General features: G+C 59.1%; 10 protein-coding genes. 6 read left to right on the top strand and 4 right to left on the bottom strand.

Translation table 11 applies throughout. The features are described 5' to 3' along the window. Positions 1 to 82: 82 nt before the first annotated feature. Both KX928_RS05295 and KX928_RS05290 read right to left on the bottom strand, forming a co-directional pair. On the bottom strand, positions 83 to 3,292 hold the full coding sequence (locus KX928_RS05295; RefSeq protein WP_219499705.1) for a 4Fe-4S double cluster binding domain-containing protein: 3,210 nt from the start codon (positions 3,290 to 3,292) through the stop codon (positions 83 to 85). Between the two features lie 175 nt (positions 3,293 to 3,467). Continuing rightward, complete coding sequence (locus tag KX928_RS05290; protein WP_219499703.1) at positions 3,468 to 5,063, bottom strand: GMC family oxidoreductase; 1,596 nt, start codon at positions 5,061 to 5,063, stop codon at positions 3,468 to 3,470. Between the two features lie 107 nt (positions 5,064 to 5,170). Between KX928_RS05290 and KX928_RS05285 the strand changes: the two genes are divergently transcribed. The 4 genes from KX928_RS05285 (at position 5,171) to KX928_RS05270 (ending at position 9,427) form a co-directional block, all read left to right on the top strand. Beyond that, the gene (locus KX928_RS05285) at positions 5,171 to 6,403 is read left to right on the top strand and encodes a TRAP transporter substrate-binding protein (protein ID WP_219499701.1); all 1,233 of its coding nucleotides are present in this window, start codon (positions 5,171 to 5,173) and stop codon (positions 6,401 to 6,403) included. A gap of 203 nt (positions 6,404 to 6,606) precedes the next feature. Next, positions 6,607 to 7,278: a TRAP transporter small permease gene (locus KX928_RS05280; RefSeq protein ID WP_219499700.1), complete on the top strand. Its 672-nt coding sequence runs from the start codon at positions 6,607 to 6,609 to the stop codon at positions 7,276 to 7,278. Continuing rightward, positions 7,278 to 8,633 (top strand): TRAP transporter large permease, encoded by a 1,356-nt coding sequence (locus tag KX928_RS05275; RefSeq protein ID WP_219499699.1) that lies wholly within the window; start codon positions 7,278 to 7,280, stop codon positions 8,631 to 8,633. Before KX928_RS05280 ends, KX928_RS05275 begins: the two co-directional genes overlap by 1 nt. A gap of 14 nt (positions 8,634 to 8,647) precedes the next feature. Then, positions 8,648 to 9,427, top strand: a complete 780-nt coding sequence (locus KX928_RS05270) for an IclR family transcriptional regulator (RefSeq protein ID WP_219499698.1) — start codon at positions 8,648 to 8,650, stop codon at positions 9,425 to 9,427. On the opposite strand, the gene KX928_RS05265 is transcribed toward KX928_RS05270, so the two are convergent. Beyond that, positions 9,424 to 11,256, bottom strand: a complete 1,833-nt coding sequence (locus KX928_RS05265) for a CHASE2 domain-containing protein (protein ID WP_219499697.1) — start codon at positions 11,254 to 11,256, stop codon at positions 9,424 to 9,426. The genes KX928_RS05270 and KX928_RS05265 overlap by 4 nt on opposite strands. After that, on the bottom strand, positions 11,253 to 11,774 hold the full coding sequence (locus tag KX928_RS05260; protein WP_219499696.1) for a FecR domain-containing protein: 522 nt from the start codon (positions 11,772 to 11,774) through the stop codon (positions 11,253 to 11,255). The genes KX928_RS05265 and KX928_RS05260 overlap by 4 nt, the downstream gene beginning before the upstream one ends. Positions 11,775 to 12,042: 268 nt before the next feature. Between KX928_RS05260 and KX928_RS05255 the strand changes: the two genes are divergently transcribed. Then, complete coding sequence (locus KX928_RS05255) at positions 12,043 to 13,119, top strand: DUF2793 domain-containing protein (RefSeq protein WP_219499695.1); 1,077 nt, start codon at positions 12,043 to 12,045, stop codon at positions 13,117 to 13,119. 222 nt (positions 13,120 to 13,341) lie between these two features. Further along, positions 13,342 to 14,937, top strand: coding sequence for a gamma-glutamyltransferase family protein (locus tag KX928_RS05250; RefSeq protein WP_219499694.1), 1,596 nt, complete (start codon positions 13,342 to 13,344; stop codon positions 14,935 to 14,937). The last annotated feature ends 53 nt before the right edge of the window (positions 14,938 to 14,990 follow it).

Genomic DNA, 14,990 nt, shown 5'->3' with positions numbered 1-14,990 from the left:
CATCGATCTTGAGATGCCGCAAAGAGGCAGCTTCAAGACACACGGGCATGACAGTTCCATATCACTTTTGTGAAGGTCGCGGTCAGAGGTCGATCTCGATCTCGCCATCCTTCGAGGCTGCGCGGGACTGGCAAAGGATGATATTCGTGTCTCTTTGCGCTTTGGACAGAACGAAATCGCGGTGTTCCACGTCTCCCGACACCAAACCGCATTTGCACACGCCGCAGATACCGTCAGCGCATTTGATGTCCACCTTGAAACCCTGCTCCACCAGCACATCAGCCGCGGACCGGTCTGCGGGAACGATGATATTGCGGCCGTCCTTCAGCTTGATCGTAAAGGGATGGTTTTCATATTCCGGCACGTCAGGAACGGTGAAGTATTCTAGCCGGCATGCATCTTCGGGAAATCCTGCCCGCTCGGCGGCTGTGACGACCGCCTTCATGTACGCATCCGGCCCGCAGGTAAACACATGCCATCCGGGCTGATAGCCGGACAGAATGTTGTCCAGATCGGCGCGCGTGCCTTCATCGGAGATATGAAGGTGCACGCGGTCCGCCCAGGGCATGTCGGCGAGGTCGCGAATGAAGGCACCCGCCGACCGAGACGGGACGGAATAGTGCAGATCGAACGGCTTGCTCGCATGATGCAACTCATGCGCCATTGCGATCATCGGCGTGATCCCGATGCCGCCGCCCATCAGAATGCTATGGGATGCGCATTCTTCGACCGGGAAATGGTTGATCGGCCGCGACACAAAGATTTTCCTGCCCGCGCTGAAAATACGGTGCAGAAGTTCCGATCCCCCTTTGCCCTGAGGCTCTCTGAGTACGGCGATCTCGTAACAGGGTCGATCAGAGGGATCGCCACACATGGAATACTGCCGCAGCTTGTCCGGGGTGACGACAATATCCAGATGCGCGCCAGCCGACCATCCCGGCAGGTCACCGCCGTCGACCGCGCGGAAGCGGTAGCGTGTGATACTGTCTGTCAACGGGTCTGCCTGAATGATTTCGACCTGCAGGACAGGGCTGTCGGCGCTGGTGATGTATTTGTGGTCCCATGCACCCGTTTCGCCTGCCGCTTTGCGCGATCTGTACTCATCGGCCGTGATCATCGCCTGATAGGCTTCGATCCCCGCTTCACGATCCATCGGGAACGGATACGGCCAGGGGTGCGGCGCGAGGCTCGCTGGATAGACCGCAAGCGTCTGATCTTCATACTTCAGATCGAGGTCTCGTTGCAGGTCGCGCTCATTTACCGGTCGGCGCACCGGGTGGTACCCGCCGTCCTCGGTCAGCGCGATATCCCACCACCATTTCTTGACCGGGTTCAGACCGCCATGGCCTAGCGTGTCGTCCAGTTTCGCCAATGCGGGCGCAGCCTTTGGGATATTCATCGCCGCCCATCTGAAAGGTTTCTCCGCAAACAGGCCCTCTAGGTTCCATGGGCAGGTTTTCATACAGCGGCCACACATCGCGCCGCCGGGCGTGGTGATGCGGTAGGTCGCGCACTTCTGACTGTCGGATTTCCAGATCTCGTAGCCATTGAACATCAGTTTGGGCCCGGCGGTAATCGCACCGGACGGACATTCGCGCGCGCATTTGTTGCAGCTTTCGCAGAATTTCTGCAAGCCGAAGTCAATTGGCCGATCGTGTTCCATCGGCATGTCGGTGGTCACAACGCCTGACTTCAGCCTCGGCCCAAGAAAAGGGTTGAGGATGACCTCACCGATCCGGCTGACTTCGCCGAGGCCCGACAGAAGTAACAGGGGGGGCTGCAATACCTCCCCGTCCATCACCGTATGCGCTTTGGCCTTGTATCCCAGATTGCGGATCTGGCGGGCAATGATGCCCCCCAGCAAAGAAAACCGCAAATAGGCACGCATGGATTGCGCGACGGATATCCAATCATCGCCCGAGGCGCCCTCCATCGTGTCAAAGCCCTGATCGATGATCATGCTGATCGCCTGATCATGCGGCGGTTCAAGGGGCGCGCCGGTGGCGTCATGGCTGTACCACGTCCAATCCGGGCAACGGCTCAGCCCCACCGCATCCACACCCAGAAAGTAACAGGCGGCCTTGATGTTTGCAGCGTTCCGGCGCGCATCGTCAGGCCGAGGTCCGTCGCTGCTGGGACCGTCCTGAAACAGGACGAAGGCGCCAAGCATACGGCGCTGCGCCATCGAGGGCGCGGCCTTGCGCGCGTAGTATGCACCCGCTGCGCCCTCCTGCGTGGCCTTGCCCATGTCGCCGAATTGCGCCCGTGCGAACATATCCGTCCGCTTGGGAACGCGCGCCACGTTACCCTCGTCAATGTAGGTCGTCGGTTTGTCCACCCGCTTCAGACGTTCGAAAGGATGTGGCCCAAGCGCGAAATCTCGGCCGCCGAAAGGGTCCTTGTTGAAGGCCGATTTTTCGCTGCCCTTCCCGACCCACCAGGCCGGGCGATTGGTGCGCAGCCATGTTTGTGCGCGCATTGGCGCGAGCGGCTTGTCATGTGCCAGCGGCATTGTCGTTGTCAGAGCCGCCACACCGAACCGGGTACCGATGTAAGGGTTCACCAATGTGCCGTCTTCGATACAGGCCAACCCCGTGGCCACTGTCAAATGGTCGAGGTTGACGTCCGAACTGGTTGCTGTATGGGCCTTGGCGTCCCAGCCCAGAAGACGAATGTAATTGGCCAGGACCACCGCCGTTTCGGTAGCCCGCAAACAGGCACGGTGCGCCTGCGCATCCTTGATCCAATCGGTCCCCGCCTCGCCCGTTTTCGGATCGCGCGGCATTTCGTAAAGAAAGACGATGGCATGCGCATGATCGACAATCGTGGAGGGTGGTGCGGTCATGGAATCGCGCAGATCGGCCATGATCACGTCGATGCCGGATGCGAGGGTCTTGATTTGTTTTGTCCGCAGTTCTTCTGCCAGCCGGTCGATATCAGGATTGCGCAGGGGCTGCGACAACAGCGCTGACGGTGGTAATGGACCCACGCCAACCATCGAGGCGTCATTAAAATATCCAAATGATTTCAGATGGTTCGCGCGCTCCTGCAGGTTATCGGGACAGGTCGCGCGGGATGTGTTGACCATGCCATCGCGGATCGCATCCATTGTGGCCTGATACTCACCCATCGCATTCACGATAGAGACGGGCACGTCCGGCCTGCGGAAATCCAAAGCCCTGAAAGGTGGCAGCCCCGTCAGGTCGGGCATCTCGCCGCGCACCAGACGCTCCAGTGGGTAGGGCCCCAGATGCGGTGCCCTATTCCGGGTGGAGAAAAACCGGAAGCTCATTCTCGCGCCTCCTCAAGCGTCTTTTCCGGGCGGGTTTGCACCTGCCACTTTTTTACGCAAGCTACGTGCAAACGGGCCGGGAAGACAATGCGCTACCGCCCAGTGCGTTTCAGCAAAGAGCGATTTTCAACACAGCACACTACCCTGGGCCGGACCGGCGCCGTATCTTGCAGCCTCAGGTTGCTCCGCGCATCAGGTCCGATGCTTTTTCTCCGATCATGATGGCAGGCGCGTTTGTGTTGCCCGACACGATTTCCGGCATGATCGAGCAATCTGCGACACGCAGCCCCCCGATCCCGTGAACCTTGAGCTCCGGGTCCACCACAGCATCCTCTCCGGTGCCCATTTTGCAGGTGCCGGTCGGGTGATAGATCGAGGCTGTGTTGTTGCGCGCCCAATCGAGGGTCGCGTCATAGTCGTTCATGTCGAGATCCGCGTGCGGCCGAAACTCCTCGGATATCTTAGACGTCAGAGGCGCATGGCGCGCGATGTTGCGCGCGATGTTCACACCAGCCACAATCGTCCGGCAGTCCGTCTCGGTGGACAGGTAGTTGGGGATGATCTTGGGATACTCGCGCGGCTGCCCCGAATTCAGGCGAATCTCTCCCTTGCTTTCCGGACGCAGCTGGCAGACCGACATGGTAAAGGCGGAGAACTTGTCCGCCCCCTTCCCGGGATTTTCGGCAGAGAGCGGCTGAACATGAAACTGAATGTCCGGTGTGTCCATATCCTCGCGGGTTTTCAGGAACCCGGTGGCAAGGCTGGCCGCCATCGTCATCGGCCCGGCCCGGAACATCAGATACTTCAGCCCGATCTTCGCCTGCCCGAACAGGCTTGATACCTCGTCATTCAGCGTCGGTTCGTTGCATTTGTACACCAGTCGGGCCTGCAGGTGATCCTGCATGTTCTTGCCAACGCCCTTAAGTTCTTGCTGGACCGCGATGCCATGCTCGGCCAGTTGGTCTGCCTCGCCGATGCCGGAGAGCATCAACAGTTGCGGCGAATTGATCGCACCGCCACACAGAACGATTTCGCGGTTCGCCTTTACCGTCTGCACCTTGCCGCTGCGATCGGTGTAGCTTACCCCCGTCGCGCGCCCGCCCTCGATTTCGACCTTGTCGACCTGCGCATGCGTGACAATCTGCAGATTCGGGCGGTTCTTCACAGGGTTGAGGTACGCAACAGCCGAACTGCACCGGCGCCCATTCCGGGCCGTCAGTTGAAAGAACCCGACACCTTCCTGATCCGCACCGTTGTAGTCAGGGTTGAATTTGTATCCTGCCGCCTGCGCGGCCGCGACCCACGCATCGGTGATCGGGCGCTGTATGCGCATGTTGGACACTGACAGCGGTCCCTGGTCACCGTGGAATTCGTCTGCCCCGCGTTCGTTGTTTTCGGCTCGTTTGAATAGCGGCAGCACATCGTCCCAGCCCCAGCCGGTGTTTCCCATTTGCCGCCAGCGATCATAATCCTGCGGTTGCCCCCGCACATAAAGCAACCCGTTCAGCGACGAAGACCCGCCCAGCACCTTGCCACGGGGCCATTCGATCGACCGTCCGTTCAAGCCGGGATCGGGTTCGGTTTTATAGCACCAATCAACCGAAGGGTTGTGGATCGTTTTGAAATACCCGACCGGAATGTGAATCCAGGGGTTCAGATCGCGCCCGCCGGCCTCTAGCAAAATAACCTTGGTTTTTGGGTCTTCGCTCAGACGGTTCGCCAGAACACACCCCGCGGATCCGGCCCCCACGACGATAAAATCAGCTTCCATTGCGACCTCCCAAACCAAGTTGAAAAAAAGTCTATGCAAAAAGGGAATACTATACTAGTGTTTTTTGGGACTAATAGTCTCAATAAATGACATTCAGGGAGGAAGTCATGGGAATCTACGATAAACTAAACCATATTTCGCGTCGGGATCTCTTCCGCGTCGCGGGGCGTTACGGGATGAGCTCGACCTTGCTCGCGGCGGGTAGCTTCGGGGGCGCAATGAGCCTTGCAAACTTGGCAAAAGCGGCGGAATCGACCTACGAAAAACGTTTCGCGAAAGAGGCCAAATTCACGCTGAAATTCGGCGCGGCAGGCTTCAATGCGCGCAACCTTTTGATCGAACGCGCCGGCGCGTTGGAATTCGCCCGCGATCTGGAAAGCCGCACAGACGGTGAGATTCGCGTGGAGTTTATCGGTGACAACCAGATTTGCGGCCAGGTCTCCTGTGTTGAAAAAGCTCAGCAGGGCATTGTCGACATCTACGCGGCTTCGACCCAGAACTCCGCGGGCGGCGCGCCTTATCTGAACGTTCTGGACTACGCCTTCATGTTCCGCAGCCGGGCAGATCAATACCACTTCCTCTATCACCCCAAGTCGCAGGCGCTGTTGCGTGAACCCTATGAAAAGCGTCACGGTCTGAAATTCCTCTTCAGCCACGCTGAATTGCGCGGCATCCAGCTCGGTCTGGCATGGGAAGACAAGCCGACAGTCACCAGCATCGAGGAACTCTTCGGCACGAAAAACCGCGTCACGGGCACGCAGCTGGGTCGCATCGCGATGACTGCTCTGAACCTGAACCCGGTTCCGGTGGCATGGGAGGAAACACTCGACGGTCTGAAACAAGGCCTGATCGACGGTGCAGAAACATGGGCGTCCGCCGTGGCCTACGCCAACATGTCGCCGGTTGTGTCCCAGTCGGTGCACCTCGACTTCTTCTGCGGCACAGAGCACACGGCGATGAATGCAGGCGTCTTCGACAGTCTGGGTGGCGAACTGCAGGACGCGGTCATGGAAAGCTCCTACTGGAGCCAGGTCCACGTTCAGGCCGCAAACGAAGCAGCACTGGTCAAGACCGTTGGTCTGTCCGACCCCATCCTGCCAAACACGATCTTTGCACAGAACAACGTGCGCAATGCCTTCCTGTCGAAGGAAGAGCGTCGCAAGGCCGAAGAAATGTGCTCGCCAGAGTTCCAGCCCCAACTGTGGGAAGACTGGCGCTCGCGGCTCAACGGTTGGTCCGGCGGTCTGGACACGTATCAGGAAATCTACGACATCGCGCGCGAGATTGACGAAGATACGCTGCCGGAGAATGTGGAACCGCGCCGCTGGTGGAAAGCCTAATACCGGCTCCACGCTGAAAGTGAGCCGGTCCGTCATCACGGGCCGGCTTTTTTCATAACTTTCAGATTTACGGGGGGTGCTGTCCCGGGGTTTGCCCAAAAGGAACAACCCGCGCGAAAAAGCTCTGGCCGTGCTGAAAGTGCTTTGATCCGATGAGGCTCTTCGGGCAGCATCGGACGAGAACAACATAGGGAGGGCGCCAGATGTCAATCTTGGCGGATATGGGCACCATCGTCGGTGCGACGTTGAGTGGCGATATTGATTTCAAAGTCGTACAGGCGTATCGGTCACCGGCCGCGTGGTTTGTTTTTGGCCCACTGACCGTGATCGGTGCTTTTCTGGTACTCTTCATCTACAAGAAAGTGCCCTGGATCGACCGGCACCTCGAACGCACAATCATCGTTTACACGTATATCGTTATTGCCTTGATCATCTTCGTCGGGGTGATCCAGCGCTTCGTGTTTTCGGCTCAAGTGCCCTGGTCGACGACAATCCCGCCTCTGCTGTTCATGATCATGGCGTGGTACGGGTGTTCGTATAACGTCAAGTTGCGCACGCATCTCAGCTTCAACGAGTTCCGCAGCAAAATGAGCCCCAACGGGCAGATCGCCTGCCTGATGCTCGACAATGTTCTGTGGTTTATCTTCTGCATCATCGTGGTCACTACAACCGCCCGCGTGACGGTCAACACCTATGACAACTTCGCCATCGTGCTGGGAACGGACAATGTCATGCGCTGGTGGTTCATCGTGACCATGCCAATCTGCTTTGTGATGATGGCCGGGCGGGTTCTCGAAAACACGTTCGAGGATCTCACGAAGTACCGCAACGGAGAGCCGTTGATTGAACAGGCCGTAATCGGGGGAGATGTCTGATGTCTGACGGAACATGGATTACACTTATTTCTCTCGGGGTGACCTTTCTCTTCATGCTTGGCACGCCGGTTTTGCTCATCATCTTCTACTGGGTCGTGGGCTGCAGTTTCGTTCTTGACCTGACGCTGGATAACACCGGGTCGGAGATGCTGAACGTCTTCAAGGATGGCTTTGCGCTACTTGCGATGCCGCTCTTTATCCTTACCGGTGACCTGATCAACAAGTCGGGGATCGCCAAAAGGCTGTCGGACTACGCCTATGCCTGTCTGGGCTGGTTGCGCGGGGGTCTTGCGATGGCATCCATCGGCGCTTGCGGCCTCTTTGCCGCGATCTCCGGGTCAAACTCCGCGACGACGGCCACGATCGGGTCGATGCTGCACCCCGAAATGGTGAAAGGCGGGTATGACGAACGCTTTTCCGCGGCAACGGCAGCTGCGGGCGGCACCGTGGGGATCATCATTCCACCTTCGATCATCTTCATCGTGTACGGCTTCCTGATGAACCTCGAAGTGGGTCAGCTGTTCCTGGCCGGCATCATACCGGGTGTCCTGATGGTTGTCGCGATGATGCTGGTTTGCTTTGTCGTCTGTACGGCCAACAAATGGGGGATCCTCACGAACATCAGCATTTCGCGAATCATTAAGACGGCGATTGGCGCGTGGCTTGGCTTCTTCGCCATCGGCCTTGTCCTCTGGGGCATTTACACCGGCAAGTTCTCTCCCACTGAAGCGGCGGGCGTCACGGTGGGCTTCGGGATCATTGTTGGCCTCATCTGTTACCCGCTGAACAAGCTGATGGGCAGCGACTCCAGCATTCCCGTAGACCAGAAATCCGTGTCGTCGATGTTTGTGGTCGAAGGGTTTACCTTCCCGGAAATCCCCTCCATCGTTGTGCGCTCTGCCCAGATCACCGGCATTCTTGCGCCGCTGATCGCGGTCTCCGTGGTGATGCAGCAGATCCTGTCGCTGTTGGGCGCACAGGAAACCATTGGCGGGTTCGTGACCAGCATGGGCGGATATTATCCGGTGCTCTTCACCGCAATGGCGATGGTCTTCGTGGCCGGAATGATCCTCGAAAGCCTTCCCGTGACAATCATCATGGCGCCGATCCTGGCGCCGATTGCCGCCTCGGTTGGTGTTGATCCCATTCACTTCGCGGTGGTCTTCCTGGTGGGTGCCTCCATCGGCTTCATCACTCCGCCATATGGTCTGAACCTTTACGTGGCGTCGGGCGTGACAGGCGTTCCCTATTTCCGCCTGCTCAGATATTCTACAATGTATCTGTTCTCGCTTCTCGCGGTTTGGATATTGGTGGCGATGGTGCCAAATCTGGCGCTGATGCTGCTACCCAACTGATAGAATGTCTGATCATGCCCGACGATTTTGCAAATAACCCGCAGGGCCAGATCCCAACCAATCTACGGTTGCTGGTCCTGCTGGAAGAAGTGGCAAAAGCGGGTGTGCCGGTCACGCCATCGGCACTGAAGGACACTCTGAACCTGCCAAAACCAACGTTGCATCGGCTGTTTAACACGGCCGAGGCATCCGGGTTCCTGCAACGCGATATCGACGGGAAGTCCTACGGACCAGGCCCCCGGCTGCGGCAGTTGTCTGTCAATACGATCTCGTCACAGCGCATTCGCACCGTGCGGCTTGCGATCCTGCGCAGCGTTGCCGAAAAGGTCGGCGAAACCTGCAACATCGCGATTCCGGATCGCGACGGCATGACGTATCTGGACCGCGTTGAAACGCACTGGCCCTTGCGAATTCAACTGCCCGTCGGCACGCAGGTTCCGTTCTACTGCACCGCGAGTGGCAAGATGTACCTGTCATCGCTGCGCCCGGCCTATCTGGATCGGTTTCTCGCCACGGCCACTCTGGAAAAGCGGGCACCCGGGACAATCACCAACAAAGACAAGCTCAAGGCGGAAATCGAAGCGACGCGTAAGCGCGGATACTCCACCGATGATCAGGAGTTTATGGAAGGCATGGCCGCCATTGCCGTGCCGGTGCTGGATGATCGCAAGCGGGTGGTTTCAACGCTGTCCGTGCATGCCCCGCTACAGCGCCACAATCTCGCAGGCCTGATCAAAAACGCGGAAGCCTTGAAAGCGGCAGCACAAGAGCTGACCGAACTGATCAACAGCTAACCCGCAAAGGGCGCATACCAAAGATGTACTAGGGCCCGCTCCTGACGCCCGCGCACTTCAACCGGTTTGACCTCCCCGGCCTGATATAGCGGACTGTCCCTGAGGGCCTGAACCAAATCGTCCGTGGCGGCAATGGCCGCGCCTTCAGCCTTGGCGATCTCCATCAAACGGCTGGCCAGATTGACCGTATCGCCGGCCACCGATACCTGTTGGTGGCGTTCGCCGCCCAGCCTGGACAGCACCACCTCGCCGCGATGAACACCGACGCGACATCCCAGCGACGGAAAACCAAAGGCAATCTGCCCCAGACGCTGCACATCGGATACCAGTTCAAAGGCTGCTCGCAGGGCATTGTCCGCGCTGTCTTCGGCGGCGCTGGTCATGCCAAAAACCGCCAGCGCACCATCGCCCATGTAGTTCAGGATGATACCCTCCCGACCTTCGACCTGATCATCGATCACCTGATGAAAGCGCTTGAGGAAATCCTGCGTTTTCGCGGGTCCAAGTTTTTCTGACAGCAAGGTAAAGCCACTAAGATCGACGAAAAGGACTGACAGTGTCTTGGGGGTCGGCTCTCTCAGGAAGGCCGGGTTCTCTGCGATGATTTCGGCCAGCACGGGTGATTGAAAGCGCTTGAGTGCAGCAAGCGCGCGCGCGCCGTGGTTTGCGCGGCGTTTCTCGCCGAAGTAGCGGGTGACAGACGCCAGCGCCATCGGCAGCGCAACCCCGGCCAGGGGCACAGCCGCGCTGAGCCAGATGCCACGGGAAAATGCGAACCAGACAAACCCCATGTAGGCGCCCAGAAACCCCACGGCCAAGGGCACGCCATATGATAATGGCAGGGCGAGGATCAGGATCACGCTGGCGAAGGCAAGCGCCAGTGACGCGCCGACATCGCCCCAGCGAATGGTCATATCCCGCCGCAGGCTATGCCCGCCAAGCAGTTGAGACACGGCTGTCGCAATGATTTCGACACCGGGTGTGTCTTCTCCGAACGCACTGGGGAAGCGGTCACCAAAGGCGGTCGCCGTATATCCCACGATCACCGCCTTGCCCTGCAAACGCTCATTCTGAGTGCCTGCGAGCACATCCAGCGCCGACAGCGTCGGTAACGTGCCTTCAGGTCCATCCAGCCGCAGCGGCATCTGAAGGCCCAGATCCAAGGGAACGACGATGCCGCCCAGTTCCAGCCGGTCTGGCGCGATAGTCGGTTCCTCCCCGGTAAAGATGGCTGCGACCCGCAAGGGCAGCGATGCCTCGACACCTTCCGCGGTCAGAAAGACAACGGGCATGTGGCGCGGTGTACCGCTGACGTCGGTCGACACATTGACGAGGCCCGTTTCCGCCGCATTTGCAAATACGCTCTGCGGTCGCAACACCGAATCCGGCGCCGCGATTTCCGCAGGCAACAAGGGTTGAGAGAAGCTTCCTGCCACGGCAATCACGGCGGGCAGGCCGGCGAGTGCCGCGGCAAGCTTGTTATGCGTTTCCGGCGCACCGGCGTCGGCAAGAATGACGTCCAGCCCGACAACTTTCGGATCCGCTGCGCTGATGCTTTCAAGGACTTTTGCCAAGAGCAACCGACTCTCGGCAACTGTCGCCTGAGTCGCGTTCAGCGTGACATCATCAATGGCGACGATAACCACGTCATCAACCGGCGCGACCGGGCCAAAGGTGGTGAACCGCATGTCGAGCAACGCGGATTCCAGCCGGTCAAGGCTGCTATGCGTTCCCGAAACATGCGGCAGGCACACGACGTAAAGCCAGATCGTGGTCAGTGCCAGGGCGAGGACACTCGTCCAGACGGACGTCGGCCTACCGCGTCTCATCTCCCAAAGCGCGCCAACAATGCCGACACACGCTCTTTGCCCCAGCTTACCACCTTAAGCGGCGTACCCGGGACCACATCAACCCCCTCTCCTGCGACAAGCGTCACCGGTCCTGAGCTGTCGTCGAGGGTGGAGACCGCGACCTCGCCCTGCACGACGAACACGGACGTCTGGGACGCGCTTACATCAACGATGTAAATGGTGCCGCGCACGGCAGCGATGGCATGCGGTGTTCTGATTTGCGGTCGGGCCTGCCCCGGTTCGACGTCGAATAGCGCGGCACCGTCGTTCAGCTCGATCACTGTCGCGTCGGTGTCCGACACCGCACCTGTGAAACCCATCTGTGCGGCCGCTTCCATTTCGATCACGAGGCCAAAGGCGCAGACCAGCACCTCCCTGTCGGGATCGGCGGCCGTGCTCACCTCGCAATTCGGCGGCACCTGCGCCTCGGCAGGTTGGGATACGGGTAAAAATGCGGCCAACAACAGGGCGCTTGCAAATCGTTTTACAAAAAACATGTCCACATACTCTTCTAAAATGGTTTTTCACGCCGGATACAAAATCGCTCCGGGCTTCTTGCCGTGTCCAGCCACCGGCAGGTGAGCAAAAGGTTAACACTAATTCCCACTGCGCTAAAGCCGCGCATGCGCCTGCGGCAATAATTCGGCACTGTCCAGCAAAATCACATATTTTCAGAATCTTACTGCTACGCACGACAGGTTAACAGGCCAGAAACACGAATGCCGCACCTTGGCGCCGATCACAACTAGTCTCATGGGGAAACCAATGGCCGATACTTCTAGCAGCCTGTCTTTGCCGTTCATCCAGCCAAACCAGGCTCAGAAGCACGTCACTCACAACGAGGCATTGCGCATTTTGGATGTGCTGACGCAACTGAGCGTGCTGGCGGACGATCAGCCAACGCCGCCGGTATCTCCGACAGAGGGCGAGCGCTACATCGTGGGTGATAATGGTACCGATGCCTGGCTTGGACACGATGGTGACGTTGCGCTGTTTGAAAATGGCCTGTGGCAGTTCTTTGCGCCCAAGGGCGGCTGGCGCGCTTATGTGCTGAACCGCGAAACACTCATCGTGCACGATGGCACGGACTGGATTGACCTCGACAGTGCGGAACTCCAGGAAATCGAAGCTTTCGGACTGGGTATGATCTCGCTGCCGGCGACGCCCTTCTCGGCCAAGCTGAACGCGGCGCTCTGGACCGCGCTTTACCAAGCCGATGGCGGTGACGGCAGCCTGATATCGACGGTGAACAAGGAAACCAGCGCGGACGATGCCGGTTTCATATTCCAGCAGGATTTTGCCACGCGCGCGCTGTTTGGCCTGTTCGGCAGTGACAACCTGCGCCTTGCGACCTCGGCGGATGGCCTGGCGTTCCACGACGGCTTGATTGTCGATGCTGCCACGGGGGTCGTTGATCAGCCAAATCTGCCCCGGTTCAAGGGGGTCACCAACTTCGACAATTACCTGCCAGCGGATACATGGACGAAAATTGCCATCAACCTGACGGAATTTAACGACCAGAATGCCTTTGATTCGGCGAATAATCACTTCGTCGCGCCGGCACCCGGCAGCTACGTTTTCGGGGCATCCCTTACCTTCAAACAGAATGCGTCCGATCAGGCGCGGATCGGTGCCCGACTGGTGCGCAACGGAGTTGAAGTCGTCTCGGGATCTGTCGGCGAAATTACCGGGCCACATGTGTCTGATCAGACCGTCCTGAACGTGCAGACCATGGTGATGCTCAGCGCCGGTGACACGCTGGAACTGCAGGGGCATCTGCGCGGATTTGACGGATACTTCAGTGCCACTCAGACAAGTCTTTGGGGGTATAAAGTCGGGTAACCAGCAACGGCTGGATGCAGACCCCTGCGGCTGATCCATTTCAAAAAGGGGGCATGATCGGCATGTCCCCTTTGCGATCTTTCTCTTGTGGCAAGCGATGCACATGCGAACCGGCGGCATTCGTGCTCTTATTTGCCCATCGCCTTGGGTCGCGCAGTGCTTTAGTAAGGCCGTGTTCCCGCTGACCCCGACGGATCGGCATCTGACACGAGAGCCTGGCGCATGCACCTCAGATCACATCACCCCTACCCTTCTCGCCGGTCCGCCGTATCTGCGGACAACATGGTGGCAACCTCGCATCCGCTCGCTGCACAGGCGGGCCTGTCGATGCTTTCGCGCGGCGGCAACGCGATTGATGCCGCCCTCGCTGCCGCCATCACCCTGACGGTTGTCGAACCCACGGGTAACGGTATCGGTTCAGACGCCTTCGCGATCCTCTGGGACGGCGGCGAATTGCACGGGCTGAATGCATCCGGGCGATCTCCGGCAGGCTGGTCACCCGACCGGTTCGACGGGCTGCAGAAGATGCCGTTTCACGGATGGGAAAGCGTGACAGTGCCCGGCGCCGTGTCAGCCTGGGTGAGCCTGTCAGAGAAGTTCGGGCGCCTGCCATTCGAGAGCCTGTTTGAGCCGGCAATCGGCTACGCGGAAAACGGCTTTGCCGTCTCGCCGGTCATTGCAGCGCTCTGGCAGCGCGGCGCCGCGCAATTGGCAAAGCAACCGGGGTTCGCCGGGACATTCATGCCCGAGGGCCGAGCTCCGGTAGCGGGCGAGTACTTTTCGAGCCCGGGTCATGCAACAACTCTACAGCGCATTGCAGAAACCCGCGGTAAGGCCTTCTATGAAGGCGAGATTGCTGAAGCAATCGTCGCATTCGCCCAGAAGCACAACGCCGCGCTTTCTCTGGAAGATCTGGCGACACATCAGGCAGACTGGTGCGGAACAATCTCCAAGGGATTTGATGACGTGACCCTGCATGAAATCCCGCCCAACGGTCAGGGGATCGCGGCATTGATGGGGTTGGGCATTCTGTCCCACACCAATATCCGCGATCTTGGGGCGGATGATCCGCAAGCGTTTCACCTGCAAATCGAGGCCATGAAACTGGCGCTGCGCGATGCCGAACACTACGTTGCCGATCTTGATCATATGCGGAACATCACGGTTGCCGACCTGCTTGACGATGGGTATCTGGCGGCTCGGGCCAAGGAAATCGACACCGCACGCGCAACGGATTTCGGCGTGGGCGCACCCCGTCAGGGCGGGACAGTCTATCTGACTGCCGCAGATGCCTCCGGCATGATGGTCTCTTTCATCCAGTCGAACTACGCGGGCTTCGGGTCGGGTGTTGTCGTGCCCGGCACAGGTGTGTCCCTGCAAAACCGTGGCGCCGGTTTTTCCCTGAACCCCCTGAGCCAAAACAGGGTCGGCCCGCGGAAAAGGCCTTTCCACACGATCATTCCCGGCTTCCTGATGGGGTCTGCCGGTCCGGTGATGAGCTTTGGTGTGATGGGCGGCCCGATGCAGGCGCAGGGGCATGTGCAAATGGTGCTGAGAACACAGCTGTTCGACCAGGACCCGCAAATGGCGGTTGACGCCCCGCGGTGGCGAGTGACGGAGGGGCTGGGGGTTGCCTGCGAGACCACGATGCCTCGAGATGTTCTGGAGGCGCTGCGTGCCATGGGCCATCAGGTTTCTCTGGAAGCGCCCGACAATGCCTTTGGCTTTGGCGGGGCGCAATTGATCCACCGCCTTCCAGGCAGAGGGTACGTGGCCGGGTCCGATCCCCGAAAAGATGGTATGGCGGTGGGATTTTAGCTTCTTTTGCGTGCCGACCTGCCGGGCCGCAAGACGCTGTCTCAGGCCCGGAT

The sequence above is a fragment of the Roseobacter insulae genome, assembly GCF_019375555.1.
GTDB classification, from domain to species: domain Bacteria; phylum Pseudomonadota; class Alphaproteobacteria; order Rhodobacterales; family Rhodobacteraceae; genus Roseobacter; species Roseobacter insulae.
Note: the sequence above shows the minus strand (reverse complement) of the source record. Positions and strands in the feature narration are given on the sequence as shown.

Coding starts and splice junctions, on each gene's coding strand:
- KX928_RS05295 (WP_219499705.1), bottom strand. CDS start 3,292: ATGAGCTTCCGGTTTTTCTCCACCCGGAATAGGGCACCGCATCTGGGG.
- KX928_RS05265 (WP_219499697.1), bottom strand. CDS start 11,256: ATGAGACGCGGTAGGCCGACGTCCGTCTGGACGAGTGTCCTCGCCCTG.
- KX928_RS05270 (WP_219499698.1), top strand. CDS start 8,648: ATGCCCGACGATTTTGCAAATAACCCGCAGGGCCAGATCCCAACCAAT.
- KX928_RS05290 (WP_219499703.1), bottom strand. CDS start 5,063: ATGGAAGCTGATTTTATCGTCGTGGGGGCCGGATCCGCGGGGTGTGTT.
- KX928_RS05280 (WP_219499700.1), top strand. CDS start 6,607: ATGTCAATCTTGGCGGATATGGGCACCATCGTCGGTGCGACGTTGAGT.
- KX928_RS05260 (WP_219499696.1), bottom strand. CDS start 11,774: ATGTTTTTTGTAAAACGATTTGCAAGCGCCCTGTTGTTGGCCGCATTT.
- KX928_RS05285 (WP_219499701.1), top strand. CDS start 5,171: ATGGGAATCTACGATAAACTAAACCATATTTCGCGTCGGGATCTCTTC.
- KX928_RS05255 (WP_219499695.1), top strand. CDS start 12,043: ATGGCCGATACTTCTAGCAGCCTGTCTTTGCCGTTCATCCAGCCAAAC.
- KX928_RS05275 (WP_219499699.1), top strand. CDS start 7,278: ATGTCTGACGGAACATGGATTACACTTATTTCTCTCGGGGTGACCTTT.
- KX928_RS05250 (WP_219499694.1), top strand. CDS start 13,342: ATGCACCTCAGATCACATCACCCCTACCCTTCTCGCCGGTCCGCCGTA.